The following is a 24592-nucleotide window of genomic DNA, read 5'->3' as shown; positions in this document are numbered from 1 at the left end:
AGCCGAAGCCGAAGCCGAAGCCGAAGCCGAAGCCGAAGCCGAAGCCGAAGCCGAAGGCACCGAAGCCGAAGCCGACGGCGCAGCTGCGGTCCATCCGGAGGCGTCAGAAGCGGCGAGCGACACTGAAGCTTCGGGCCCGAGGTCACCGCCCTGCCAGCCCATCCCTGCGACGGATGCGGGGGAGGACACGTCGCCGGCGGATGCGGTTCCGGTGGACGAGGGCGAGCCGCTCGATCTGGGATCGGAGCCGGACGATCCGCTGATCTTCGATCTGGTGACCCGCAACGCCACAACCGTGCGGCTCAGCAATGCGATCATCGCCGCGCGTGGCCGCGGCGACCTGCCGCTGAACCGCCTTTCCACCTACCTCGACGCTGGAGACGAAGCGCCCGAGGTTATGCGCAGGCGCGTCCCGAATCTCGGCGCGCGGTCCGTGGCGGAGCTCGACGCGCTGCTGCGCCGGGCGCATCAGCAGTTGGCGGCCGAGCCGCGTTCGACGCGACCTCTCGAGCGGCTGGATCTGCGCGCCGCCCTGGCGAGCTGCGCCGGCGCCCAACCGTGCCGAGAGAGCCTGGCTGAGGCAGGCCTGCCGCTACGGCTGTGGAACGCGCTTGGCCGACTTGATCTGCTCGCTCTTCCGGTCTGCGAACTCCTCCTGCGCTACGTACGGTTGGAGCCGACGTTGCTGCAGCTGCCCAACGTTGGTCGGACCTCCTTTCGAGAGGGCCGGCGCGTTTTGGGCGAGCACCTGCAGCGCCGGCTTGTCGCTCGCGGCATGACCCGCGCGCTCGCGGACGAGGCGGAGGCGGTGGTCCTCGACAACTGGGATCCTGACCCGCGCACATGCGCCCTCTTGGAAGCGTCGCTCGCGCAGCTCCGCCTCCTGCCGGAGGCCACCGAGGCCACCGAGGCCACCGAGGCCAGCGATGACGCATCGTCCAGCCTGAGCGTCGATGAGGTGCGCGAGGCGCTCGCCGCGGGCTTCGCCGCAGTAACGACTGGAACTGCATTGACCGCGCAGCGGCCGCCGGCGCGATTCCTCGGCCAGCTCGAAGCGCTCGGATATCTCGATCGCCCGCTTCAGCGGCTGATGCTCGAGTATCCTGAGGCCTTGGTCGCGATGCAGCGGCGGGGAAACTTTGGAGCAACCTCGTCGCGCCTTGCGACGACGATCATGCGCGAGATCCTGCGTCTCGAGCTTTCCTCTCGCGGTTTCGAGCCGCGAGAGATCGAAGTCGCGCAGCTGGTGCTGCTTGAGAACGCCCCTCCCGCCTCCGATGACTTCCGCGCCCTTTGTCGCCGGGTGGCGCAGATTCGCACGGCTGTGGCGGGCGCCGTCACCGAAGAACCGCGTGCCGAGGTCGCCTCGGAGCCTGCTGAAGCGCTCCTGCCAAGGCTTCTAGCCAGCCTGGCCGACCGTGAGCGCGACGTTCTCGAGCGCCGCTACGGGCTGTACGCGGCGCCGCTGACGCTCGAGGAGGTGGGCGTCATATACGGCCTCACCCGCGAGCGGATCCGGCAGATCGAGAAGAAGGCGCTGGGCCGGCTGCGCCAGGTGGCGCCGAAGCGGCTGAGGGCTTGCTGCCAGGAACACGGCGCCGCGGCTTGGGCCGCTTTGTCGGGCGGGGAGCCCTTTGTCCTGGTCTCCGAGGCCGCGCCCGCTGACCGCCGAGTGTCGCCGTGGATGCTCCTGGCCATGGAAGCCTGCGGGCTGACGGTCCCAGCGTGGCTGGACGTCTTCGCAGACCGCAGAAGCGGTTATTGGCTCCCACGCGGGACGCCGCACGAGGCCCTTGAGGCCGCGGCGGAGCGCTTGGACGCGCGGCTTGCCAGCCAGCCTCGGCCATGCGCCATCGCTCAGCTGGCGGGCGAGGATGACGAAGCTCTCGTCCGCGCCGCGCTTCGGCTGCGGGGCTGGCGGCTGTTCGGCGACTACGTGATGCCGCAAGGCGCAGGACCGCGGCTGCGCCGGGCGGCGAGACTACACAGTCTGCTGGGTCAACTGGGGCTCACCGGCATTCCAGAGCTGATGACCGAGTATCGGGCTCGGGCCGCTGACGACCCTTGCGGCGCGCGCGATGCGGAAATCGTCATGCAGAGCTGCCGGCACCTTTTCATCGAGGCGACCGAGGGATGCTGGGCCGCGATCGGTCTCAGCGGGGAGACCCCCGTGGTCGCCGCGCAGGGCACGGACCGCGACGAGGAGGATGACGAACCCGACGGCGGCCGCGAGGCCGCCGATGCGGAGGAAACGCGGACCGATGGGACGATCGCTTCGGCCCTGGAAAGCGAGTTGCGGGAGGCGGGGCCTCTACGTATCTCTGAACTGCAGGAGCGTGCGCCGGGGTTCTTGCCGCCGGGCCGCAGCATCAACAGCCTTGGTCCGATCCTCCTGACGAACAAGGACCGCTTCGCCCGTCCGCTTCCTGGCTTTTACGCGCTGCCGGATCAGATCCCGCGACCCGCGCAACTCTTGGCGCGCGCCCCAACCTTCATGCTGAACGAGGACCAAGTCCGCTACTACGTCCTCGGCCGCCGGGCTGGCGAACCGCGTGAGAGCTTTCCCTTGTGGTCGGTGGAGGCGGAGTGCGCCTGGGCGCCCTGGGTGCGCAGGCATGCCGAATCCGTCCTGTTGGAGTCTTTTCTGCATGTGGCCGAGCCCGACGCCTGGCCGGCCAGTGTGGCGGACCAGGCCGATTGGAAGGCTCTGAAGGCCGAGCGCGGCCGGTTTGGCCTAGCCTCGCCGCCGATCACCGACGGCGTCGAGCGGCCGGACCTCGACAAGCTGCTGGCCGCGTGCCTGCATGCTCGGCGCCATGGCGGACTGGGCTGGATCAGCGCCAACCGCATTCTTTGGCGCCGGATCACGGAGTTTGCTGCGGCGGGGATGCTCGCGATGATGGTGGCCGTCGAACTGTTGGAACCGGCCGACGACTGGCAGGCGCCGCATCACCCGGGCCCCGCCTTGGAGGATTGGATCGCGCAGCTGGAAGCTACCCTCGCCCGCACCGGGAAGCTCGAGTGGTCGTCACCGGTCGGGGAGGCGCTGCTCTCGGCGGCGCGCGTGTCCGACCTCGGATGGGCTGACCAGGTCTTTGTCACCCGCCTCTTCGGCCGCGTCGCCCCAGTGCGCGAGCCCGCCAAGCCGGAGGACCCGCTGGCGCAGCTCTTGGCGGAGCGTGAACGGGCCCGCCAAACGTCCGAGTTCGAGGCCAGACTGCGCGCCGCGGTGGCCCGGCCCGACGATGAGGACCCCGAGGCGTGACGCCGCCCGTCCCTGACCTCAAGGCGCACTACCGCAGCCGGCGAAGCAGCAGCCTCGCGAACGACTTCTTCGCGCCGTGCCTCAAGGTGGCGACGGCGTACCGCCGTGCGGCGGGATATTTCTCGAGTATGGCCCTGGTCACTTGGGCCGAAGCCCTGCCGCGGCTGGTCGGCGAACGGTCGCTGACGATCCAGTTGATCGCCTGTCCCGAGCTCAGTCGTGCGGACATCGCGGTGCTTCGCGAGACGATCGACGACGGCAAGCGCGCGGCCTATCGCGAGATGCTCGTCGAGCGGATGCTGGAGGAGGTGATCGCCTTCGCCGACGATCCCGGCGACACGGGCCTGCGCGCGAGGATCCTGGCCTGGCTGCTCGCCAACGATCGGCTGGAAATTCGTTTCGCATTCGCCGGTCACGTCGATGAGCCGGGGATCTTCCACGAAAAGATCGGCGTCTTCGACTTTCCCGACGGCTCGAAGGTGGCCTTCACCGGGTCGGCCAATGAAACCTTGGGCGGGCACAAGCGGAACTACGAGTCCATCGACGTCTATCGCAGCTGGGTGGCCGGCGACGCCGACCGGGTGGCCATCAAAGCCGAACAGTTCGACGAGGCCTGGCGCGGCGAGGCGGAGGGTCTGGAAGTGTCTCGACCGTCGCAGGCTCTGATCGCGCGGCTGAAAGCCAAGGCGCCAGAACGGCTACCGAAGCCGAAGCCACTGCCCCGTCCTGACGGAGCTGAAGATCCCCGCTGGCGCCACCAGACCGAGGCCGTGACGAAGTTCCTGGAGGCGCGCGCCGGCGTGCTGGAGATGGCGACGGGCACGGGGAAGACCCGCACCACCTTGAAAATTCTCGAGCGGCTCATCGATGAGGGTCAGATCCAGGGCGCGATCGTGTCCATGGACGGCACGGACCTGCTCGACCAGTGGTCCCAGGAGCTCGACGCCTGGATGCTGAAATCGGACCGGCGGTGGCTGATCTACCGCCACTTCGAGCGCCACCGCGAGCTTGGAAAATTTGCGCTCGATCCCGAACGCGCAATCCTGGTCATCTCCCGCGGCCAACTGAGCAAGGTGCTGGATCGCCTGCCCGCGCCACAACGCAAGTCGATGATCATCGTGCATGACGAGGTTCACGGCCTTGGGGTGCCGAGCCTGGTCGCGACGCTGAAGGGCGAGCATCCGAAATTCGGCTGGCGGCTTGGCCTCAGCGCCACGCCGGACCGCGCGTATGACGACGCTGGCAACGATTTCCTGCGCGAGGAGATCGGTGACACGCTCTTCCGCTTTCCGCTGGAAGAGGCGATCCGGCGCGGGGTGCTGAGCGGGTTCGACTATGTGCCCTTGGAGTATGAGCTGACGGATGGTGACCGCGAGCGGCTCAAGGCCGTCTATTCGCGAGAAGCGCGGCGCAAGGCTGAGGGCTCGCCGATGTCCAAGGAAGAAGTCTGGACAGAGCTCTCGAAGGTCTACAAGACCGCCGAGCAGAAGCCCGACGTCTTCCGCGCCTTTCTGAAGTCCCGCCCGGACATCATGAAGAACACGATTATCTTCGTGGAGACCAAGGAGTACGGCAACGCGCTGCTCGAGACCTTCCACGACTACACCACCCGCTATCGCACCTATTATGCAGAGGATGATCGCGATCACCTGGTGCAGTTTGCGCGCGGGGAGATCGATTGCCTCATCACCTGCCACCGAATTTCCCAGGGCATCGACATCCAGGCGCTCGAAAACGTCGTGCTGTTCGCCTCGGCTCGGGCGAAACTGGAGACGATCCAGCGGATTGGCCGCTGCCTGCGAGCGGACCCGTCCAATCCGGACAAGCGCGCGCGGGTCATCGATTTTGTACGACCGGCGAGCCCGGGGGACCGCTTCCCCAATGCGGACCAGGAGCGCTGTGCGTGGCTGACGGAGTTGTCGAAGGTGAGGCGAGAAGCCGATGCTTGATCCAGCGCTCGTAGAGGCCCTCCAGGCGGTGGTCGCTGAGGAAGGGCAGCCGCCGCAGGTGGCGCAACGGCTGATCGCCTGGCTGAACCAGACCAGCACGAGCGAGCCCACGCGGGACGAGAACACCCACTTCCTCAAGAACGTGCATGATGCCCTGAGCGTGAAGGTGGCCGATGCGAATTGATCTGGCCGGCTGGACCAGTTCGGGCCTGCGCTGTCCCGACGTGGAGATCAACCTGCGCAAGCCGGACGGCGGAGTGCCGAAGGTGGCGCTGATCCAAATGCCCAACGGCACCGGCAAGACCACGACCCTGGATCTCCTGAACGCAACCTTGAGCGGGGCGGCCCAGCACTGGTCGGCCGAGCGGGTGAAAGGTTTCCGCCGGCGGGATGATCCAACCCCGTCGGGGGCATTCAAGGTGACGCTGCTCTTGGACGGCAAGCCGTTCTCGATCGAGTTGGTCTTGGACTACGAGACGGGTCAGACGAGCTACAAGACCACCAATCCTGGTAGCGGCGGGGTGGTGCCGAAGCACCATGTGCCGCCCCAGATCCATCGGTTCCTGACCGAGCAGTTTCTGAGTCTGTTCATATTCGACGGCGAGCTTGCGAGCCGTCTCCTGGATCCGCGCAAGACCGAGGCGGACCGAGCGGTGGACGCCCTCTGCCAGCTCTATCTCTTGGACGCGGTCTCGGATTTCACCGGCGACTACTGGGAGCGGGCAACCAAGAACCAGACTGCCAAGACCTCGACCGGTCTGACCAAGGCCCAGGATACGCTCACCCAACTCCGGAAGCGTGAAAAGACCCTTCAGAGCGGCTTGGCCGACGCCAAGGCGAAGCTTGGCAAGCTCGGCAGCGAGATGGAGGACCTCGAGCAGAAAATCAAAGATCACGTCGGTCGGGTCGCCGCCGTGCGAGAGCAGTTCATCGCCGCCGAAAAGGACCTGATTACCTCCAAGGGGGGCGTCGATACGGCGAGCACGGCCTTGATGGCCGCCATGCGACTGCCGCACGCCCTGCACCCGAAACTCGCCGAGGACCTGGAGGCGCTACGGGACAATCTCGACCGCTTGAAGCTGCCTGAGAACACCTCGGCGCAGTTCTTCGAGGAGCTTGTCCGCGAGAAGCTGTGCATCTGCGGGCGCCCGATGGATCACGAGGCGCAAGACCACATCAAGACCGAAGCGAAGCGGTACCTCGACTCCGAGGACGCCGGGATCATCAATGCGTTGAAGCGCGACATCGAAACGTTGGCGGCCAAGCCGGAAGAGGAAGGCGCCGGGCATGTCCGCGTCACCAACCTCGCCAAATCTCTGGGGAAGGCGGCGCGCGAAGAGGTGGACGCCGCCGGACGCGTGCGGGCGTTGAAGCAGCAGCTGATCGACGGTGGCGACACCGAGCTCGAGGCTTGGGAAGCGCGGCTGGACGCCGCCACCGGGGAATACGTGAACTGTGAGGCTCTCATCGCCGAGATCGAGGGCCCGGGGGAGCCCGATACGCCCGACGACCAGCTGCGCTCGGTGAGCCAGATCCAGAAGCGCATCAAGGAAGTCGCGGGCCGGATCGCCGACATCACGCAAACCGTGCGCCTGAAGGCCCAGACCGAAATCATCCAGTCGATCCTGTCGAAGGCGGCGCATCGCGCCCGTACTCAGATCAAGGCGGAGCTGCTGGCCCAATCCAATGCACGTCTGCAGACCATCCTGGTCAATGACCCGCTGCAGATCGAACGCATCGACGGCGCGTTGCGGCTCCAAGGTCAGGATGAAGCCAGCAAGGGCCAGACGCTGTCGGTGGGCTACACCTTCCTGATGGAGGTGCTCCACCGCGGCAACAACGACTTCCCGCTGATCGTGGACAGCCCGGCCAACCAGATCGACGAGGGCGTGCGGCGCCGGGTGGGCCGCCTGATTCCAGAGCTCTGCAGCCAGTTCGTGGGTTTCACGATCAACACCGAGCGAGCCGGCTTCGTCGAGACGCTGGAGACCGCGGCCGAAGATGTCGCCTTCATCACCCTGTTCCGCAAGACCGAGGGCACCGCCCGATTGATGAAGAACCTGCCGCCTGGCCGTTTCGTTGAGACGAGCAACGCGATGCTGGTGACCGACCGCGACTATTTCTATCGCTTCGACGTCAAGGAAGAAGAGGAGGGCGCCGGTGTCGTTCAGGCTGCGCACTGACGCCGAGAAGTGGTTCGCTGAGCTTGACGGCCGCGAGCCGATCAAGACGAAGTTCGACCTCTACTACTTCTGCGCAATGGCGGGCTTGGCAAGCGGCCGGGCGACGGATGCGGCCAAGCTCGGCCTCGCGACCCGGGAGATGGTCGACTACTTCGTCGAGGACTATCGCCCGGCGCAACGTTTGATGATCGGACTGTTGGTGATTGCGGAGCTACGCCGCAACGGCATCGGGTTCGAAGAGAAGGCCGCAGTGCGCGATGTCTTCAAGCGCCTGGTATCGCCGAATAGCCCGAGCAACCTGACCGAAGAAGGTTTTAGGGCGCTGAACGGCTATGCGAGCGGCGGTTACGAGTTCTTGGCCGAGCAGCGCGAGACCAAGCCGGCCAGTGTTGACGAGTTCCTACGTGACTACCTGCTGCTGATCGACGAGGCGACACAGGTTGCCGCCTAAGCGCCGTTCAGGCCTGCTGCGCCGAGCCAGGGTGCGCGACCCGGTTTACGCGACTGCGGGACGCCGCGCTGGCCGCGGATCGTTAGCCTCTGCGGTTGATAGAACGTCGCGCTACGGCCCCCGCGGTCGTGTCTGGGCGACCGCTTCGGCTCTTCAATGCGCCAGCAGCAATACAAAAGGCGGCCTGCGGAGGTCCGCAGGCCGCCTCGCTATGAGCACCTAGGCGATCACACGTCGCGGTTTAACGCTTGTGCTTGGTTGGGTCGACCAATCGGTAACCCTGGCCCGGTTCACGCGTCGGCGGCAGGGGCTTGCCCCGCGTGGACGTGACCTCTGTTCCGGTGCCTCCCCCACGCGGTCCAACGCGCTCGTATTGGCCCGAACGCGGCGCGGGGGTGCCCGGCTTCAGCGGTGGTTTAGACATAGCTCACTACTCCGGCGGGACTTGAATGACCCCTGGGTACCGGGCTATGCGTCCGTTGCGAGTGCACGACACAGCGCGGCCATCACTGCAGGCCCGCGGCTGCCGTGACGAGGAGGCGGCCCCACTCAGGGCCGCCTTTTTCGTCTACAGCCCCTCACCGCGTCAGTAAATCCGAAAATATCCAACACGCCTCTACCGTCCATTATACATTAGATTGAAGTATAGTCAAGATAATGCAGTACTTGTGCCCGTTATCTACAGTCTGCGTAATTCGCGCAGCGATCCGGTATTGCATGGCTTCCCCGAGACGTCGCTGAAGGTCTTAAGCTGAGGCTGACAGCATCACCGTTCCGGAGGTCAGTGCTTCGGCGAACGCGGGTCCAGATCACGGGTCTCCAGCGCCCGCCGGCCCCGGTAGGCGGCCAGCTTAGACTTCAGCTCAAGTGGATGGCCTTCGAAAAGGCCGAGTAGATGCAATTTTTCCGATTTTCTTCGGCGGGCCGACGGGTTGGATGGCGACAGGCCGCGGTCGCGGCGATCGCTCAGCGTCATGCGTCGACGCCTGCCGCGCCGCAACTGCTCGTCTAGGCGAAACTCCGCCGAGCAAATCCTCGATTCGGCGCACGCGGGCATCGGCAAAGCTGGTTGTCGGCTTTTACCATCGCTGAAAAGGTCTGTTTGTTGCTGGTGGCGGTCGTCAGCGCCCGCTTGCTGTTCGAAGGGTGCAGATCGAGTCTTGATCACACTTTCGCGGGCGCGGGCCGCGGCTCGGGCAGGCAGCGCCCGCAGGCGTTCACGGTGCGCGCTCCAAGGGTCTTTCGCTCCTCGTCGGCGACCTGCCAAGCCTTGGCCAGGCTGAGCCCGGTGTGCAGGCGGGGCAGCTGCCAGTTGTCAAAGCGGGCGGTAATCGTCTTGCCCCATGCGCGGCAGCCGTCACGGTGGAGCGTCACCCGCCGAGACGCCGGCATGGCGTAGACAGTGTAGGCCTTCGGGATCATCGCCAACGGTCGGTCGCGGCCGCGCCGGCATTGTGCGCCGCCGCGGCCTGCCAGACATCGTGGATGGCGCTGTAGATCGATGGGCCGCGGATCGACGGGCTTGGCGTCGCCGGCTTCGGCCGGAAGCGGCTGATCAACGGAAGCGCGGCGCGGTCTCTAAGAATGGACATAGGGCGATTTTTCCGAACCTGGACTGAACGCGATGGACCATAGCCGTTGGACCGTGACGAGCGGCTTAACCGATCGCGGAGCAGCCGTGGTATGAGCAAGGATGCCAATCGTCGCCCTCATCGTGCTCGCGTTTCTGCTCCTCTCTTCCGTGCTGTGGATTGGCGGGCTTGTTTGGGCGGTCGCCGTTCCGGTCGTCATCGGCGGGGGGGTTGTTGTCGGCGCCATCGCCTGGTGCGTCTGGTGGTGCTTGGACCCCAAAGGCGCAGGCGAAGCTTTTCGGGAAGCGGAGCGAGCTCAGGCGCGGCGGAAGCAGCAGGGGATGTCCGGCCCGCCGCCCAGGTCGCGGGGGCGCCGGTGACTGGGCGCGTCGCTGGAGGGTCAGCAAGCCCGCCTCTCACCGACACAAGATCCTATGCGCGGTGCGTACCGCTGTGTGGGCGACCCGGGTGCGTCAATCCTCAAACCTCCCGGGCCGAACTGCTTCGTGGGCGATGACGCTCGGATCAGAACGCCGATGTCATGGCGGCGGGCCGACGCCTGAAGGTGTGTGCAGCCGCGCTACCGGAGCCTCGATCCGCGTCCGGCAAGAGCGCCGGAAACCATCGCCCTGATCTCGGCCGAAGGGGGTGGCGCACGCCCGTAGGCCTCGGCAAAGCCATTCACCGTCTCCGTCAGCAATTCGACGAAGGCATTGACGTCCCACACCCTGCGCGCCTGTGAGACCTGCACGCGATCAATCAGGGCATCGCTACGCTCGTAATTGAACTGACCGTTCCATTCGCTGCCAAGCAGGCCCCCGGCGCCAACTTCGATCCGGACCAAACCGCTTGCACCAAATTCACGCAGAAGGCACATGCCGGCGCCGAGAAAGCTGGTGATGTCCGCGACGCAGGCAGGCAAGAAGAACTTGCCGTCCTCTAGGCGCAACGTGTCGAAGGACCACAGTTCACCCGTCGCTTTGAACCACTGCACGGCCGTCCAAATCGTTGTGCGGGCCCCATCGGGCGGCACGGCGTAGCGTAACGCCCCGTCTCCGTTGAGGCCGCCATCGCCGCTGCTCGTAGGTCCCAGCGGCCTGAGATCACCTGAGCCATGTTCATGGACCTGGAGCGCAGTCGGTGGGGGCCGATCAAAGCGCTCGGGAATGATCCGAGCATAGAGTCGGCGCCCTTCCGTGGGGATGACCGAAGTCTGGCCGCCGCCGCCGTGGAACGGCCCATGAGACAACGACGCGCCGACATTGAACCACACGGCGGGGTCGTTCGCGCGGCTGGGGCGACCGGCGGGTCCGGGATCGCTAGCCTGGGCGGCTAACCAGGCTTTCAACGACGCCCGCAAGGCCTCAGCGAACTCGTCAGCGAGCCCCGACGTCGCGGCTTCAATGGCGTCATCGTCAGCCCCCTTGGACAGGCTGTAAAAGATCACCGCGCGGCGATGACGAATATCGAAGGGGAGCTTTTCGGGTTTGGTGGGGCCGTAGGATTTGTTGGCGACCAGGATGATCGGCTCGTGACCGAGGTGCGCAAAGGCCCAGCCTAACTCGATCAGGACATTGGGGTTGGCCAGTTCACGACCGCTGTCGGACTTGCCGACCGTGGTGATGTCACCGACGAAGGCCCCGGCCTCCTTAATCTTGGCCAGAATGGTCGCGACGATGTCGGCCATCCCGGCCGCGCCTTTCGTGTCGTGATCTAGCTCAGGCCCTTCGCTCGGCTCAAGCTCGAGGTCAGTGCTGAGTTCTGCCAGGGCGCGGGTCAGCGCCGCTTGAATTACATCCCGACAGACTTTCGCGGGGCGGTCGCTCTGCCAGGACCAAAAGACCTTCATGGATGAGCCCTGCCTCAGTTGGGGGCGGAAACGACGGGTTCGTTGGAGCCGAGATTAAGCAAAGACGGTGACGCTGGGTTGCCGTTCGATGCCCCCGCTGGTGATGCCTGAGCCAGCGCGCCAACGATAGCGGCGTGCGATCTGTTTGTCGCCTTTAGGTTGTGCGTCGGCTTGTCACGCGCAATGTCCTGGTTCAACCTTCGCTATGATCCCAAGTCACTTGACTCCTAGTCTCGCGAGCGCCGCCGATACCGCCATCAAACAGGTGCTGCTGACGGGTGCGACGTCGGTGGGACAAAAGAAGCCCACCGGAGAGGTGGGCTTCGTCGCCGCCTTTGTCCTGGATGGTGTCACTGAGATCGCTAAAGCCTGGAAGCCGTTGCTTCGTCCGCATGGTCTTTCGGTGAAGATGAGCGGCGTCTTCTGCCACCAGACGCCGCGGGTCACCTTCTCCTACAAGAGGGGCGCTAAGAAGAGCTGTGAACTCGCCGACCTGCTGGTGGTGGTCGACGACCTGACGTCGGAAGAGCCCACCAGACGGTGGGCCGTGTTAATCCAAGCCAAGATGTCGAAAGTCGGAGGCGGGCAGACGCTGTCAAGCGCCGGCGACCTCGTCCAGCTTGACCTCCTGACCAATTGGCCAAGCTTTACGCTGCCGTTGGGCTTCCAACAGACCCCGCGGGATTTCTCAACCTGCTCCTATGCCGGCGCCGCCGTCGACTGTGGCCGCTACGGCCTGATTCACCCGCAGCCCAGTCCGGATTGGCGCCAGCAGGCACCGGCGTCGTCGATGCCCACTGGGGGCGCCGAGCTGGGGACCTTCCTGGCGCGTATGGCCGAAGGGCGCGTTGGCTATGGCCGCGAAGCCACCGGACGCGGTGACGACTGGTCATTGACCGTCGATGAACTGTTGACGGTCACCGGCGCCTTGGCCTTCAAATATTCGGCGGGCCTCGCCGGGACGCATCCCCGTCTTAACAACAAGGTCGCCCTCGTCATCACGCCAGCGGATGGTGCAAGCCCTCAACCATGGACGTGGGGGAGGTGGGCCGCTGAGCGGCCTCCAAGCGGCGGGCGACCGGACGTTCCACCCGACGGTCCTGGCGGGCAGGGGATCAGTTTCGTCCACATCGGGATTACGCGCTACTCGGGCGAAGCGTGATTGATGACCTTGCGAAGGCCGTCACGATGCTTGGCGCGCCTCCGTGAAAACTACAGTTCCACCTCCTGGCACCTGAGCCAGAGTTCGGTGCGACCCCGGCGTGGCCGGGGCCGCGGGCGGCCGTCACGGGCGGCTGCGTCGTGACCAGCGAAGTTCGAAGCCGGTTTCCGTTTGCGCCAGGAGGGCGTTGATCGGCGTCGGGAAGCTGGGGTCGTCGAGGCGGACGGACAGGCTGTCCGGCTTGTCTGGCCGGGTGACGGTCCAGGCGGCGCCCACCTCTAGGGAGCCCGCGAACACCCGGTAGCTGGGGCCCTTGGCGCCGGTCTGCGCCACGGGGCGGATCTCCACCGTCTTCAGGCTGAGGCTGAGGGTGCGGATGGCGCCGCGAAAGCCGCCGTCCGGGGTCTTCGAGAACGTGCCGATCGTGATCATGGAAGGTCTCCTCTTGCGTCGGGCCGCGCCAGCCGCGGTCCCGATGGGCGGTGCTTGAGGACGGGACCCGAGGGCGGACCGCAGCCTTGGCCCGCAGCGGCGCGGAGGACGGCGGAGCCGTTGCGGTTCGGCCGGTCTCGGCCGGGCTAGAGCCTGGAGGGGCTGCGTCTGGCGTGTCCGGCGCGGTGGGGTTCCGGGCCGTCGCGGTGGGGTGGCTCGGCGACGTGGGCGTCTCGGGCGGTTGGGGTCCCTTCGCGGCCCTCGTCGGAACCTACGGCGTGGGTGAGGATCCTGCTCGCGATGTGGCGGGCGGTCTTCTCTGGTTCGGCGTCGGTTCGCTGGCATCTCCGGTGGGATCAGACCGCCACCCGCGGCCTCTCCTGGCCTGAGAGGGTCAAGGTCCGTTTCACCCCGCAACGGAGGCTTCGGCTTTCTTCCCCTGCGCTGACGCGCATTCCTCGCGAGGCAAGAAAGCCGGCGCTTTCCGCCGTCCTACGCTGACGCTGCGGGCCTTCGGCTGCGGCGCGACCCTGAAGACCTCGACTCCGGCTCGCCATCGAGGCCGCGGCAGGCGCGACCCGAAACCCAAGGAGACTTCCCATGGCGACCATCGGCACCTTCACCAAGAGCGAAGACGGCTCCTATGCGGGCGCGATCAAGACCCTCAACCTGAACGTCAAGCAGGCCCAGCTGCGGCCGGCCCCGAAGGAGAGCGACAACGCGCCGGACTTCCGGATCTTCGCCGGCGGCACCGAGTTCGGGGCGGCATGGAAGCGGACCGCGAGGGACACGGGTCGCGACTACCTCTCGGTCAAGCTCGACGATCCCAGCTTCCCGGCGCCCATCTACGCCAACCTGGTGGATGCGGAGGAAGGCTACAGCCTGGTCTGGTCCCGGGGCCGCACCAACGCCTGAAACCCGAGGCAGCGGCGGCTCCGAAGAGGAGCCGCCGCTTCCGAGAATCTGAAGTTCGGCGAGTCCGAGGCGGTGAGATCGGACTCGCCAAGTCCTTCATGTTCTGCTTTTGTTCGATCCCATGGAGACTTGGGATCGGGTGACGGCGGCCACTTGGCCGGGCGATGGCGCATGGCTCGTCGCGTGGGGGCGCTGATGGTGCAGCGAACCTATCAGGGGCTGGGTTCGCCCGAGGCGGCGGCGCGCGACTTCGAAGCCCTGCGGCCCTACGTGCGCGCCTTGTGGGGGCTGCAGGCGGCCGTGGGCGCGTTCACGCGCGACGGCAGCGCCTTGGACATCGCCGTCGACAGCCTGCAGACCGCCGCCTTCCATTTCACGCGGCGGCCGCGGTTCTATGAGCCGCGCGACCCGCTGCCCGACGCCCGCGACCTGCGCGACCGCGCGGTGGTCGCCGGCGCCTTCGAGGCGCTGCGGCCGTACGCAGCCGCGTTGCGGCATCTGCAGTCGCGATGCCGGCCGTTCGGCCGCGACTGGCTGGCGCTGGATGTCGCCGTGAAGGGGCTGGAAACGACGGCGTTTCACTTCACGGGCGTCGCGCACTTTTACGGCAGCCGCGGCGATAGCGCAGGCCCGGTGCGCCCGCCGGACGGGGCCACGCCATGACCCGCTATGCCGAACTGCAGGCGTGCTCGAACTTTTCGTTCCTGCGCGGCGCCTCTCACCCCGGCGAGCTCGTGATCGGGGCCGCCGCTTTAGGCCTCGAGGCGGTCGGGGTCTGCGACCGCAACACCCTGGCGGGCGTGGTGCGGGCGTGGTCGCAGGCCCGCACCCTGCGCGAGGAGAACGGTCAGGCGATCCGCGCGCTCACGGGGTGTCGGCTGGTGTTCGCTGACGAGACGCCGGAGCTCCTGGTCTACCCCACCGACCGGGAGGCCTATGGCCGGCTCACCCGGCTGCTGACGGTGGGACAGCTGCGCTCGAAGAAGGGCGAGTGTCGCCTCCTCTGGGAGGACTTCCGCGACGCGGCGGCCGGGCAGCTGACGGTGGTCGTGCCGCCGGACCGGTTGGACCACGGCTTTGCGCACCGGCTGCGCCAGGTCCGCGGGCTCGGGCCCGACGTCTGGCTGGCCGGCGCCCGCCGCTACGGGGCGCGCGACCTGCATCGCCTGGCGCAGCTGGAGCATCTCGGGCGCGACGCGGGGACGCCGCTCGTGGCGGTGAATGACGTGCTCTATCACGGCCCGGAGCGACGGCTGCTCCAGGACGTCCTCACCTGCATCCGCGAGGGCCGGACCGTGCACACGGCCGGCCTGCTCCTTCAGGCCAACGCCGAGCGCCACCTGAAAGGGCCCGACGAGATGGCGCGGCTGTTCTCGCGCTTCCCCGGCGCGGTGGAGCGGAGCCTCGAGATCGCCGGGCGCATCGGCTTTGACCTTGGCGAGCTGAAGTATGAGTACCCTGACGAGCCGGTGGCGCCGGGCAAGACAGCGATCCAGCATCTTCGCGACCTGGCCTGGGAGGGCGCGGCGTGGCGGTTCCCCGGGGGTGTTTCGGAGAAGGTGCGCGCGACGATCGAGAAGGAGCTCGACCTCATCGAGCGCCTGAACTTCCCGAACTACTTCCTGACGGTCCACGACATCGTGCGCTGGGCGCGGAGCGAGGGCATCCTCTGTCAGGGCCGCGGGTCGGCCGCCAACTCCTGCGTCTGCTTCTGTCTGGGCGTGACGGCGGTCGATCCCACCAAGCCCGACCAAGACCTGCTGTTCTCCCGCTTCATCTCTGAAAGTCGCGGTGAGCCACCCGACATCGACGTCGACTTCGAGCACGAGCGGCGCGAGGAGGTGATGCAGTACATCTACCGTCGCTATGGCCGCGAGCGCGCGGCCATCGTGGCGACGGTGATCCACTACCGCCCGCGAATGGCGATCCGTGAGGTGGGTAAGGCGCTGGGGCTGACGGAGGACATCACAGCTGCGCTCGCGAACACCGTCTGGGGCAGCTACGGCGATGAGATCCCCGACGGTCATATCCTCCAGGCGGGACTGGACCCGCAGGCGCCGGAGATCGTGCGGGCCACGACCCTGGCGCAGCAGCTCCTGGGATTTCCGCGGCACCTCTCGCAGCACGTGGGGGGCTATGTGCTGACCAAGCGCCGGTTGGACGAGACGGTGCCGATCGGCAACGCCGCCATGCCGGACCGGACCTTCATCGAATGGGACAAGGACGACATCGACGCCCTTGGGCTGATGAAGGTGGACGTCCTGGCGCTGGGCATGCTGACGGCTCTGAAAGAGTGCCTGACGACGTTGGGCCTGGAGGACATCGCCGACATCCCGCAGGAGGAGCCCGGCGTCTACGATATGCTCTGCAAGGCCGACTCCGTGGGCGTCTTCCAGGTCGAGAGTCGAGCCCAGATGTCGATGCTGCCGCGGATGAAGCCGCGGCGCTTCTACGATCTCGTCATCGAGGTCGCGATCGTCCGGCCCGGCCCGATCCAGGGGGACATGGTGCACCCCTATCTGCGGCGGCGCGAGGGGACGGATCCGGTCGAATATCCCTCACCGCATCCCGATCATGGGCCGGCCAATGAACTTGAAGCGATCCTCGGCAAGACCCTGGGTGTGCCGCTCTTTCAGGAGCAGGCGATGCGGATCGCGATCGAGGCGGCAAAGTTCTCCGAGAACGACGCCGACGGCCTGCGCCGGTCGATGGCGACCTTCCGGCACTACGGCAGTGTGGGCGTCTACGGCGCACGGTTCGTCGAGGGACTGACCTCGCGCGGATACCCCGAGGAGTTCGCGCTCCGCTGCTTCCATCAGATCGAGGGATTTGGCTCCTACGGCTTTCCGGAAAGCCACGCGATCAGCTTTGCGCTGCTCGTCTATGCCTCGGCCTGGGTGAAGTGGAAGCATCCGGACGTCTTCCTGATGTCGCTGCTCAACGCCCAGCCGATGGGGTTCTACCAACCCTCGCAGCTCGTCCGGGACGCGCAGGCCCATGGTGTCGAGGTGCGTCCGCCCGATGTGGCGTTCAGCGGCTGGAACACGCGCCTGGAGCCGCCTGACGACCCGCGTACGCCGTATCGGCCGGTGCGGCTGGGGCTCCGGCTCATCAACGGCTTCAAGAAGGCGGAGGCCGAAACTCTGGTCGCCGCACGGGGCGGCGGCCTGGCGATGACCCCGCTGGATCTGGCCCGCGGCGGGGGCGTGTCGCGACGTGGGCTCGAACTGCTGGCGGAAGCCGACGCCTTCCGCAGCCAGGGGCTGGACCGGCGCCAGGCGCTCTGGGCTGTGAAAGGTCTTTCCGGCGAATGGGACGCAGAGGCCAAGGCGCCGCTGCTGCTGCGCCAGCGGCAGCGTGAAGAGCAGGTTGAGCTGCCCTTCATGTCAGACAGCCAGCAGGTCGCGGAGGACTACCGGACCACGAGCTTGTCTCTGAAAGGGCATCCGGTGGTCTTCTTCCGCGAGTCCCTGGCCGGCCGGGGCGTGGCGCCCTGTTCGGCGCTCGCCCAGGCGCGCGACCGACGGCGCATGAGCGTTGCGGGGCTGGTCACCGTCCGGCAGCGGCCGGGCACCGCCAAGGGCGTGGTGTTCATGACCCTGGAGGATGAGACCGGCATCGCCAATGTCGTGGTCTGGAAAGACACCTTCGAGAAACATCGACGGACGGTCATGAGCGCCGCCTTCCTCGTCGTGCACGGCCAGGTCCAGCGCGCAGGCGACGTCATCCACCTGGTGAGCGCCGACTTTGAGGACCTGACCGGCCGGCTTGCGGAGCTGCGGGAGGACCAGCGCGCGATTGCCGCGCGGACGCGCGTGGACGGCCAGCTGATCCGCAGCCGCGACTTCCACTAGGCGCGGCCATGACGATGTTCCAGAACCTGCATCGGTCGATGACGGCGAGCCAGACCCTGAAGGTTCAGTGCGATGTCTGTCGTCATCTTGGCGCGTTCTCGGCGGCGGAGGCGAAGAAGGTGTTCGGTTCAGACGCGACGCCGATGGAGATCCGCCGCCGCGTCACCTGCAAGGTCTGCCGCGCCGCCGGCCGCGCGCGCATTTGGATCTGAGCCGCCCCGTGGCCTCCAGCCTGAAGCCGCCGCCGAAGGCCGCCCTGCAGCGGTTTCATGCGGGTCAGGTCGGAGACGATACCGTGGAGACCTATCTGGCGAAGGGCTGGTCCGTGGGGATTTGCTGCAAGGCCTGTGAGCGTCTGGTCGAATGGACGCCGCCCGAGCTCGCGGCGCGCTTTGAAGGCCGAGAAGGGCTTCGCATTGCGGACCTGGTCCCGCGGCTGACCTGCAAGGGTGAGGACGGCTGCGGGTCCAATGAGGTCACGGTCTTCCCGCACCTCTACGACGGAGACTGGCGCTGGGCGCCGTGACAGGCCCTTGCAAGCCGGCGGCGTGCGGACAAAGCTCCACCGCAGGGGGACCTCATGAAGTTCACATTTGCCGTGGCGCTCGGGGCGCTTCTCGTACTCGCCAGCGGTGGGTCGCCCGCGCAGGCGCAATCGTGCCCGGTCGGCTCCTACCCGTGGACGGATTCCTGGGGCAACAAGATCTGCAAGCGCCACGGCGATGGCGGGACCGCGAGCGTGGAAACGCGGTCGGGCCAAGCCTGCCCGGTCGGGTCTCACCCCTGGGTGGACAATTGGGGCAACAAGGTCTGCCGGGAGCAGGGTTCGGGTTCCAAGCCCACAACCGACTACTACGACATCAGCAAGGGCTGCCCGACGGGGACCCACCCGTGGACCGACGAGTGGGGCAACAAGGTCTGCAAGAAGTTCTAGGCGGCGGAGCCTTCCCCGCTTAGCTGCTGGAGGCGACGGTCTCGGCGTAGCAGGTGTTGCGTACCAGACGGCGGTTCAGATCGGGCGCGCCGTCGTCCCACCACACCGGCCCGCGCTCGCCGAGTGCGACCTTTGCGGCATGAACTTGAGTGCGCGCTTGCCGCAGCGCCGTTGCGTCCTCCGCCAGGGTCGCGGCGCGCACCGCGCGGCGAGCCGCCATCAGATCGCGGGTGAGACGGTCACGCACGTCCGCAGCCAGGTTGGGATTGCTTGCGCGCCAGAGCCGCCCATCGACGATGATGTAGCGCCCGTCCGGCGTCCGCAGCGGGCTAGATGACATCGGTGGGCTGCTCGCGGACCACCTCGTGGGCTGGCTTGTCGTCTCGCAGGCCGCGGAAGCTCGCGTGGCGGATCTTGCCGCTGGCGGTCCATTCCCGAAACTCGGCGCGCGCGACGAGTTCTGGCTGCACCCAGTGCACATGGCTCCGCGGTGGGCTGCCAGCTTTGAAAGGATTGGTCGGGCTGCCCAGAGCTTCCAGACGCTTGCGCAGATCCGGCGCGGCGGAGAAGCCGCGCTCGAGGGTGCCCACGTAAGTGAGGCCCTTTGGGCCATACACGCCTACCAACACGCCTTTGAAGTGTCGTCCCTCCTCCTGCTCGTAGCCGCCGATCACGAACTCCTGGCCTTGGATGCAGAGGGACTTCACCCAGGCGTCAGACCGGCCCGCGGCGTAGCGACTGTCGCGGCGCTTCGAGACGACGCCCTCCAAGCCGATCCGGCAGGCGGAAGTCTTGAGGGCCAGGCCGCCGGTGTCGAAGGTGTCGACCAGCCGAACGCGTTCGGACGTTGCCGGGTCCAGGTAGGTCTGGAGCATGTCTTTGCGATCGCGCAGGGCGAAGGGGCGCAGGTCGTCCTGGTCGCGCCAGAGGATGTCGAAGACAAAGTACACGAGCGGGGCGGTCGCGCCGCGGCCCATCGCTGAGCGCAGGCCGGAGAAGGTCGGCTGGCCGTCCGGGTTCAGAAAGCACACCTCGCCATCAAGGATGCCGTCGCCCAGCGGGGAGAGCTCCGCGGCAATCTCAGGAAGCTTGTCCGTCCAGTCGTGTCCGCGCCGGGTGAAGAGCGTGACGGCGCCGTTGGCGATGCGCGCCTGGAAGCGGTAGCCGTCGAACTTGATCTCGTGGAGCCAGTGGTCGCCGGTCGGCGGCGCGGGCACGACCTTCGGATGCAGCAGCTCCAGGAAGCCTGGCAGCGGCTGCGGGACGTACTGGCGTCGGGACGGGGCGAGCTGCGCGCGGGCCACGGGAACCTCGAACGGGGAAGAGGACTCCCTGAGTCCGACCGCGCGTGAGGAGTTCCGTCATGGCTGCAAACGACAACACCCGCGAGGCGCTGGAGACGGCGCTCGCCAACCTCGTCCACCAGGTGGACATCGGCGACTACCGCGACGCCAAGGGGCATGACCTGCACAACAACCTGGCCTTCCTGCAGGCGCAGGAACTCGTCGACCGCTACGGCCTCACGCACGAGAAGATCTGCTGGGCTCTCGACGAGTGCAACGGCGACCTGCGCCAGGCGGCGGAAAAGCTCGCCGCCTGACAGCTGGGCGTCAGTGTTGGCGGTCGCCGCGATCTCCCTGCCCAGGCTTGGCGGGGGTCTTGGAATGCTGGCGTTGGTCGGCGGCCGAGGACTTGCCAACGTTCACCTGGTCGCTCGTGAAGTGGCCTTGGTCGTCACGCCGAACGTAGCGCTTGTCCGACCCGGTATCGATGGTCTCGCGTTTGGACATGGGAACCTCCTGGGCCGGTGGAATCCGCGGACCCAGCCGAGGTTCCACCTACCGGTCGGGCCCGATCCCGCAGTCGAGATCGGCGACCGCCGGCGTGGCGCCATCCGCCAGCGCCTCGCGCAGGCACGCAGACTCTTGGGCCTTGTCGCGCCAGGCCACGGCCAGGCCGGCGCACATCAGCGCGAGGAGCACACAAGCGAGGGCGAGGAGACGCACGGTCCAGCGCGGCGTCAGCTGAGGTAGGGACGGCGGGCTCATCTCAGGTCGGGATGACCTCGTCCTCCTTCGTGCCGTGGCCTACGATCTGCAGCGTGCCGTCGGGCAGCGGCTGCTGCAGACGCCGAACCTCGGCCCAGGGCGCATCGCTGAGCCACAGGTCACAGGCGGCCGGGTCGGTCAGGATCACGGGCATCGCCTTGTCGTGGTGCTGCGCGACTTCGGCGTTGGCTTCGGTGGTGAGGAACCCGAAGACCTCGCAGTCTTCCCACCCGGTCTTGATCTTCCGCACGCAGCCGTGCGCCGTCCAGACGCCGGCGAAGAATGCCAACGGCCGAGATGGGGCGAGGGCGTACCAGACCTGCTTGAAGGTGCCGCCGACCTGGTCGGGTTCGCTGAAGGACGTGAGCGGAACGAGGCAGCGGTGGGCGGGCTCGAGCCAGGCCTGCCAATGACGGCTCGAGGTGTTCCGGATGTTCGTGACGCCCTTGTCCGGCTCCATCTTCAGGAGCTCGTTGAAGTCAAAGCTGGCGCCCTTGGCGCGCAGCTTGTCGGCTCGCTTCTTCGCTGCCTCGAACTGCAAGTTTTGCGGCGTCGGCATGCCCCATCGCATGTCTCGCATCTCGCGCGCGCCCGCGGCGTCGCGCACGATCACGGGAGCCGCATAGTCGGGGTAGACCCCCGACATCGGGGGTTGGTTGTTGTTGCGGTCGGTCATGGCGCGGGCGATCGCGGCGACTTCGGCGCGTGCGCGCATCATGGCGTAGAGGTTGCACATCGGCCGAGCTTAGCGGCCGGCGTTGCGGCCGCCGAGGCCCTTTGGCAGGCGCTTGTCTTTCGACGTCGCCTTGGCCCGGTTGGGGCGCGCCCCCTTTATCGCTCATGGGGGCGCGGCGGGTCGTTCGCGAAGCCGTAGCCCTACGGCGCGCGCGGACGGAGGGGAGGGGCCAAGGTGTCAGTCGCGGTCTAGGGCAGGATAGCCTTGCCGGCAGCGATGTATGACGAGGCCCCTCCGTGGCGATGTTCAGCCTGCGGCTCGACGACGACCTGGCAAACCGGTTCGACACCGCGGCGCTTGCGTACGGCGGGCGGTCCGCGCGGCTTCGGCAGCTGGTGCGGCAAGAGGCGGGCGCGTTGCCAACCTCATCGCGGCCGTCGCTTGCAGCCGCCGGGAGCACCCGGCTGATGGTCCGAGTGCGCCAGGCCGAGGCGGCGTTCGTGGCCCAAGAGGCGGAGGCGATGGGGTTGCGGCCGGCGACGTGGGTCGCTGCGCTGGTGGCGCATCGCGCTGGCGAGGGCTTGCGCTTCTCCGCCCCAGCTGAGCGGGCGCTGATTGCGGCCCACGGCGAGATCCATCGGATCGGTGTCAACGTGAACCAGATCGCCCGCGCCCTGAACACGGCGGTGCTCGAGGGACGGGTGCTCGACCTGGAGATGGGCGAGCTTGCGAGCCTTCGCCGGGAACTGGCTGGGCATATGGCGGACGTACGGGCCAGCGCGTCCGCACAGCTGGCCTATTGGGCCGGACGGCCATGAGCGAGATGCGCACCGTGCGCGGTTTTGAGGACGTATGGCGTCCGCCAGTGCGTTCACGGCGGGTGCGCCCGGAGACCGTTCTCGCACACGCCGACGGTCGTTCGAACACGCGGGCCCGTCTCCAACGCCTCGTCCGTAAGGCGCCGGAGGTGATGGTCAAGGTGACTGGTCGGGCCCGAGACACCGCCCATCTGCGGGCGCATCTAGATTATGTCACGCGCAACGGACAGCTGGAGGCGGAGGACCGGGACGGTTGGCCGTTGCTGGGCCGGGACGAGGTTCGCAGCCTGGGCGACTGCTGGGCCTGGTCGCATGAGATGGACTCTGGCCGTCGCCGGAACTCGGCCCTGAGCCTGTCGCTGATCCTGTCCATGCCCGCCGGCACGGACGCGATCCGCCTGCGGGACGCGGCCCGGGCCTTCGCCCGGGACGCGTTCGAGGGCGGACACGACTACCTGCTGGTGCTGCACACGGATACGCCCCATCCCCACGTACACGTCACGGTCAAGGCACGGGGAGACGGCGGCCAACGGCTCAACCCGAAGAAGGCTGACCTCGAGGCCTGGCGTCAGGCCTTCGCGCGGGCCTTGCGCGATCGCGGGATTGAGGCGGAAGCGACGCCGCGGCGGGCGCGGGGTGTTACTCGAAAAGCGGAGCGCGGGCCCATCCGTCGGATGCGAGAGCGGTACTTTGCCGGGCATGGCGTTGCGTCGCGAGCGTTCCGAGGCGCGTTGGCAGACGCGGCGCGCGTGGCCGCTTCGGGGCAGCCTGAACCAACAGAGTGGGAGACGCGCACGGCTCGTCGGCAAGCTGTCATCCGGGGACTGTACCGAGCTCAGGCTGAGCTTCTGGCGCGCTCGCCGGATTCGTCAGATCGCGCGCTCGCGGCCGCCTTGCGAACTTTCGTGGACGGGATGCTGCCGCCCGATACGCAACGGCTGGGGCTGGCGCGGGTGTTGCGAAATCGGGACGCGACCAAGACGCGCCGGCCCGAGAGAAATCACTAGCTCCTCGAGGCAGCCGTTGAAACGGCTTCAGCCAAAGGTTCGGTGTCACCGGACCGTCAGATCACTTAAGCTTCGCACTAGCAGGTCAAAGCGCCTGGCTATGGCTCACTAGAACAAGGCAGTGTCAGGGATGGACTGGGGAGATCGCAAGGAACCGTCGCCAAAAGTGGGGCCGCGGAGTCACGGGGACATCGACTATGCCCGCATCGTGCACTCGGCGTCGTTCCGGCGACTTCAGGGGAAGACGCAGGTTTTCAATTTGGGCGACAGCGACTTCTATCGGACGAGGCTGACCCACTCTGTTGAAGTTGCACAGTTGGCAGGGAGCTTGGCGGTGCAGTTCGCCGACCAGCATCGAGACACTCCTGCGGGAGCCCTGCTCCATGACCGAAGCATGATTCAGGCGATCGGATACACCCACGATCTGGGTCACCCGCCTTTCGGACATGGTGGAGAGGTCGCGCTGAACTACTGCATGCGAGATAATGGGGGTTTTGAAGGCAATGGCCAAACGCTGAGGATCTTGACAAAGCTCGAGAAATTCTCTGCCACGGCGGGAGCCAACTTGTCTCGACGCACGTTGCTGGGGGTCCTGAAGTATCCGGTGCCATATAGCGTTGCATTCAACGACGAACTTAGGCCGCAGTTGCGCAACGATGTTACCGCGATTCGGGTCATCGATAGGGACCTATGCAAGCCGCCAAAATGCTATCTTGACACCGAAGGTGATGCTGTCGGGTGGATCCTAGAAATACTAAGTCAAGAAGATAGAGATCGTCTTTGTACAATTGAAATGCAGCCTGGAAAACACAACAAAGCCCGATTTAAGTCTCTCGATTGTAGTATAATGGATCTGGCGGACGACATAAGTTTCGGTGTACACGATATTGAAGATGCGATCGCGCTTGGAGTGCTCGATGAGGGAGATTTTAGGAGATATTTAACAGAAGATTCGGCCTCAGCTTTTACGTCGTACCTGGTCAAGAAGTATCCTAATGAGTATGGGAATAGTGCGTATGAGAAGTGGATTGGAGCGCTATATGGTAACGGCGATCAGCGCAAACATCTAATAAGTCGAATGGTGGCGCATTTGATGTCGTCGGCCTACTTGGAAGATGACGAGCATTTTTCCGAACCTCTGCTCAAGTACCGAGCAACTCTTCCTGACGATGTGGAGATATATCTAAAGTCGCTGAAGGATTGCGTGTACGAACGGGTTGTTTCCGCGCCCGAAGTTCAACATCTTGAATTCAAAGGTCAGAATTTGGTCGTCGCTGTTTTCGAAGCCTTGGCGTCTGAGCCAAACAAATTCCTGCCGGCGGAGGCAAGAGAGCGCATCGGACAAGGTGACGACCCTGTCAGGGCGATCTGCGACCATGTGGCGGGGATGACAGACTCCTATTTACTCAAGATCTATGGCCGATTGTTCAGTCCAGGATTTGGGTCGGTATTCGATAGGCTCTAACGCGGCGCCCGAG

The 24592-nt window shown here is 66.4% G+C and carries 26 protein-coding genes; 16 read left to right on the top strand and 10 right to left on the bottom strand.

Annotated elements, in window-relative coordinates; translation table 11 throughout:
* Positions 1–211: 211 nt before the first annotated feature.
* From A2790_RS24120 to A2790_RS24100, 5 genes are all read left to right on the top strand, one after another.
* Positions 212–3265 (top strand): sigma factor-like helix-turn-helix DNA-binding protein, encoded by a 3054-nt coding sequence (locus A2790_RS24120; RefSeq protein WP_293397695.1) that lies wholly within the window; start codon positions 212–214, stop codon positions 3263–3265.
* Positions 3262–5214 (top strand): DEAD/DEAH box helicase family protein, encoded by a 1953-nt coding sequence (locus tag A2790_RS24115; protein ID WP_293397693.1) that lies wholly within the window; start codon positions 3262–3264, stop codon positions 5212–5214. Before A2790_RS24120 ends, A2790_RS24115 begins: the two co-directional genes overlap by 4 nt.
* Entirely contained in the window at positions 5207–5398 is a 192-nt protein-coding gene (locus A2790_RS24110) for a CxC ATPase DNA modification system associated small protein (protein ID WP_293397691.1), read from the top strand. The genes A2790_RS24115 and A2790_RS24110 overlap by 8 nt, the downstream gene beginning before the upstream one ends.
* Before the next feature lie 247 nt (positions 5399–5645).
* Positions 5646–7397, top strand: coding sequence for a hypothetical protein (locus A2790_RS24105; protein ID WP_293397689.1), 1752 nt, complete (start codon positions 5646–5648; stop codon positions 7395–7397).
* On the top strand, positions 7375–7848 hold the full coding sequence (locus A2790_RS24100; RefSeq protein ID WP_293397687.1) for a hypothetical protein: 474 nt from the start codon (positions 7375–7377) through the stop codon (positions 7846–7848). The genes A2790_RS24105 and A2790_RS24100 overlap by 23 nt, the downstream gene beginning before the upstream one ends.
* Positions 7849–8629: 781 nt before the next feature.
* On the opposite strand, the gene A2790_RS24095 is transcribed toward A2790_RS24100, so the two are convergent.
* From A2790_RS24095 to A2790_RS24080, 4 genes are all read right to left on the bottom strand, one after another.
* Positions 8630–8824, bottom strand: a complete 195-nt coding sequence (locus A2790_RS24095) for a hypothetical protein (protein WP_293397685.1) — start codon at positions 8822–8824, stop codon at positions 8630–8632.
* 188 nt (positions 8825–9012) lie between these two features.
* A complete protein-coding gene (locus A2790_RS24090; protein ID WP_293397683.1) occupies positions 9013–9270 on the bottom strand; it encodes a hypothetical protein in 258 nt (85 codons plus the stop codon).
* Entirely contained in the window at positions 9267–9440 is a 174-nt protein-coding gene (locus A2790_RS24085) for a hypothetical protein (RefSeq protein ID WP_293397681.1), read from the bottom strand. The genes A2790_RS24090 and A2790_RS24085 overlap by 4 nt, the downstream gene beginning before the upstream one ends.
* 559 nt (positions 9441–9999) lie before the next feature.
* Positions 10000–11268, bottom strand: coding sequence for a hypothetical protein (locus A2790_RS24080; RefSeq protein WP_293397679.1), 1269 nt, complete (start codon positions 11266–11268; stop codon positions 10000–10002).
* A gap of 220 nt (positions 11269–11488) precedes the next feature.
* Between A2790_RS24080 and A2790_RS24075 the strand changes: the two genes are divergently transcribed.
* Positions 11489–12430, top strand: coding sequence for a hypothetical protein (locus tag A2790_RS24075; protein WP_293397677.1), 942 nt, complete (start codon positions 11489–11491; stop codon positions 12428–12430).
* Between the two features lie 123 nt (positions 12431–12553).
* Here the strand turns inward: A2790_RS24075 and A2790_RS24070 are convergent, their stop codons facing one another.
* Entirely contained in the window at positions 12554–12862 is a 309-nt protein-coding gene (locus A2790_RS24070) for a DUF736 domain-containing protein (protein WP_293397675.1), read from the bottom strand.
* 600 nt (positions 12863–13462) lie between these two features.
* Here A2790_RS24070 and A2790_RS24065 point away from each other — a divergent pair.
* The 6 genes from A2790_RS24065 to A2790_RS24040 all read left to right on the top strand — a co-directional run bounded on the left by A2790_RS24065 (position 13463) and on the right by A2790_RS24040 (position 18565).
* Positions 13463–13777, top strand: coding sequence for a DUF736 domain-containing protein (locus A2790_RS24065; protein ID WP_293397673.1), 315 nt, complete (start codon positions 13463–13465; stop codon positions 13775–13777).
* 171 nt (positions 13778–13948) lie between these two features.
* The gene (locus A2790_RS24060; protein ID WP_293397671.1) at positions 13949–14440 is read left to right on the top strand and encodes a hypothetical protein; all 492 of its coding nucleotides are present in this window, start codon (positions 13949–13951) and stop codon (positions 14438–14440) included.
* On the top strand, positions 14437–17631 hold the full coding sequence (locus A2790_RS24055; RefSeq protein WP_293397669.1) for an error-prone DNA polymerase: 3195 nt from the start codon (positions 14437–14439) through the stop codon (positions 17629–17631). The genes A2790_RS24060 and A2790_RS24055 overlap by 4 nt, the downstream gene beginning before the upstream one ends.
* A gap of 14 nt (positions 17632–17645) precedes the next feature.
* Positions 17646–17843 (top strand): hypothetical protein, encoded by a 198-nt coding sequence (locus A2790_RS24050; protein ID WP_293397667.1) that lies wholly within the window; start codon positions 17646–17648, stop codon positions 17841–17843.
* 8 nt (positions 17844–17851) lie between these two features.
* Entirely contained in the window at positions 17852–18157 is a 306-nt protein-coding gene (locus A2790_RS24045; RefSeq protein ID WP_293397665.1) for a hypothetical protein, read from the top strand.
* A 54-nt stretch (positions 18158–18211) separates the two neighbouring features.
* The gene (locus A2790_RS24040) at positions 18212–18565 is read left to right on the top strand and encodes a hypothetical protein (RefSeq protein WP_293397662.1); all 354 of its coding nucleotides are present in this window, start codon (positions 18212–18214) and stop codon (positions 18563–18565) included.
* A 19-nt stretch (positions 18566–18584) separates the two neighbouring features.
* Here the strand turns inward: A2790_RS24040 and A2790_RS24035 are convergent, their stop codons facing one another.
* Both A2790_RS24035 and ligD read right to left on the bottom strand, forming a co-directional pair.
* Positions 18585–18905 (bottom strand): hypothetical protein, encoded by a 321-nt coding sequence (locus A2790_RS24035; protein ID WP_293397659.1) that lies wholly within the window; start codon positions 18903–18905, stop codon positions 18585–18587.
* Positions 18895–19869 (bottom strand): non-homologous end-joining DNA ligase, encoded by a 975-nt coding sequence (ligD, locus tag A2790_RS24030; protein ID WP_293397656.1) that lies wholly within the window; start codon positions 19867–19869, stop codon positions 18895–18897. The genes A2790_RS24035 and ligD overlap by 11 nt, the downstream gene beginning before the upstream one ends.
* Before the next feature lie 59 nt (positions 19870–19928).
* Between ligD and A2790_RS24025 the strand changes: the two genes are divergently transcribed.
* Entirely contained in the window at positions 19929–20165 is a 237-nt protein-coding gene (locus A2790_RS24025) for a hypothetical protein (protein ID WP_293397653.1), read from the top strand.
* 10 nt (positions 20166–20175) lie between these two features.
* Here the strand turns inward: A2790_RS24025 and A2790_RS24020 are convergent, their stop codons facing one another.
* Genes A2790_RS24020 through A2790_RS24010 form a run of 3 tightly spaced genes read right to left on the bottom strand, consistent with a single transcriptional unit; the run spans position 20176 to position 21349 of the window.
* A complete protein-coding gene (locus A2790_RS24020) occupies positions 20176–20355 on the bottom strand; it encodes a hypothetical protein (protein ID WP_293397650.1) in 180 nt (59 codons plus the stop codon).
* A 48-nt stretch (positions 20356–20403) separates the two neighbouring features.
* On the bottom strand, positions 20404–20613 hold the full coding sequence (locus A2790_RS24015; RefSeq protein WP_293397647.1) for a hypothetical protein: 210 nt from the start codon (positions 20611–20613) through the stop codon (positions 20404–20406).
* Between the two features lies 1 nt (position 20614).
* Positions 20615–21349, bottom strand: coding sequence for an SOS response-associated peptidase (locus tag A2790_RS24010; protein ID WP_293397644.1), 735 nt, complete (start codon positions 21347–21349; stop codon positions 20615–20617).
* 242 nt (positions 21350–21591) lie between these two features.
* Here A2790_RS24010 and mobC point away from each other — a divergent pair, with 242 nt between their 5' ends.
* The 3 genes from mobC (at position 21592) to A2790_RS23995 (ending at position 24579) form a co-directional block, all read left to right on the top strand.
* Positions 21592–22107, top strand: a complete 516-nt coding sequence (gene mobC, locus A2790_RS24005) for a plasmid mobilization relaxosome protein MobC (protein ID WP_293397866.1) — start codon at positions 21592–21594, stop codon at positions 22105–22107.
* Positions 22104–23114 carry a relaxase/mobilization nuclease domain-containing protein gene (locus tag A2790_RS24000; protein ID WP_293397641.1) on the top strand — a complete coding sequence of 337 codons (1011 nt, stop codon included), beginning with the start codon at positions 22104–22106 and terminating at the stop codon, positions 23112–23114. Before mobC ends, A2790_RS24000 begins: the two co-directional genes overlap by 4 nt.
* Before the next feature lie 130 nt (positions 23115–23244).
* A complete protein-coding gene (locus A2790_RS23995) occupies positions 23245–24579 on the top strand; it encodes an anti-phage deoxyguanosine triphosphatase (RefSeq protein WP_293397638.1) in 1335 nt (444 codons plus the stop codon).
* Positions 24580–24592: the final 13 nt, after the last annotated feature.

Origin of the sequence: Phenylobacterium sp. RIFCSPHIGHO2_01_FULL_69_31 (assembly GCF_001824475.1) — a bacterium.
Taxonomy (GTDB): domain Bacteria; phylum Pseudomonadota; class Alphaproteobacteria; order Caulobacterales; family Caulobacteraceae; genus Phenylobacterium.
Note: the sequence above shows the minus strand (reverse complement) of the source record. Positions and strands in the feature narration are given on the sequence as shown.

Bases quoted from the DNA above. Each gene is read 5' to 3' on its own strand.
- A2790_RS24110 (WP_293397691.1), top strand. From the start codon at position 5,207: ATGCTTGATCCAGCGCTCGTAGAGGCCCTCCAGGCGGTGGTCGCTGAG.
- A2790_RS24095 (WP_293397685.1), bottom strand. From the start codon at position 8,824: ATGACGCTGAGCGATCGCCGCGACCGCGGCCTGTCGCCATCCAACCCG.
- A2790_RS24090 (WP_293397683.1), bottom strand. From the start codon at position 9,270: ATGATCCCGAAGGCCTACACTGTCTACGCCATGCCGGCGTCTCGGCGG.
- A2790_RS24085 (WP_293397681.1), bottom strand. From the start codon at position 9,440: ATGTCCATTCTTAGAGACCGCGCCGCGCTTCCGTTGATCAGCCGCTTC.
- A2790_RS24080 (WP_293397679.1), bottom strand. From the start codon at position 11,268: ATGAAGGTCTTTTGGTCCTGGCAGAGCGACCGCCCCGCGAAAGTCTGT.
- A2790_RS24070 (WP_293397675.1), bottom strand. From the start codon at position 12,862: ATGATCACGATCGGCACGTTCTCGAAGACCCCGGACGGCGGCTTTCGC.
- A2790_RS24065 (WP_293397673.1), top strand. From the start codon at position 13,463: ATGGCGACCATCGGCACCTTCACCAAGAGCGAAGACGGCTCCTATGCG.
- A2790_RS24060 (WP_293397671.1), top strand. From the start codon at position 13,949: ATGGCTCGTCGCGTGGGGGCGCTGATGGTGCAGCGAACCTATCAGGGG.
- A2790_RS24055 (WP_293397669.1), top strand. From the start codon at position 14,437: ATGACCCGCTATGCCGAACTGCAGGCGTGCTCGAACTTTTCGTTCCTG.
- A2790_RS24050 (WP_293397667.1), top strand. From the start codon at position 17,646: ATGTTCCAGAACCTGCATCGGTCGATGACGGCGAGCCAGACCCTGAAG.
- A2790_RS24040 (WP_293397662.1), top strand. From the start codon at position 18,212: ATGAAGTTCACATTTGCCGTGGCGCTCGGGGCGCTTCTCGTACTCGCC.
- A2790_RS24035 (WP_293397659.1), bottom strand. From the start codon at position 18,905: ATGTCATCTAGCCCGCTGCGGACGCCGGACGGGCGCTACATCATCGTC.
- A2790_RS24025 (WP_293397653.1), top strand. From the start codon at position 19,929: ATGGCTGCAAACGACAACACCCGCGAGGCGCTGGAGACGGCGCTCGCC.
- A2790_RS24020 (WP_293397650.1), bottom strand. From the start codon at position 20,355: ATGTCCAAACGCGAGACCATCGATACCGGGTCGGACAAGCGCTACGTT.
- A2790_RS24015 (WP_293397647.1), bottom strand. From the start codon at position 20,613: ATGAGCCCGCCGTCCCTACCTCAGCTGACGCCGCGCTGGACCGTGCGT.
- A2790_RS24010 (WP_293397644.1), bottom strand. From the start codon at position 21,349: ATGTGCAACCTCTACGCCATGATGCGCGCACGCGCCGAAGTCGCCGCG.
- mobC (WP_293397866.1), top strand. From the start codon at position 21,592: ATGTTCAGCCTGCGGCTCGACGACGACCTGGCAAACCGGTTCGACACC.
- A2790_RS24000 (WP_293397641.1), top strand. From the start codon at position 22,104: ATGAGCGAGATGCGCACCGTGCGCGGTTTTGAGGACGTATGGCGTCCG.
- A2790_RS23995 (WP_293397638.1), top strand. From the start codon at position 23,245: ATGGACTGGGGAGATCGCAAGGAACCGTCGCCAAAAGTGGGGCCGCGG.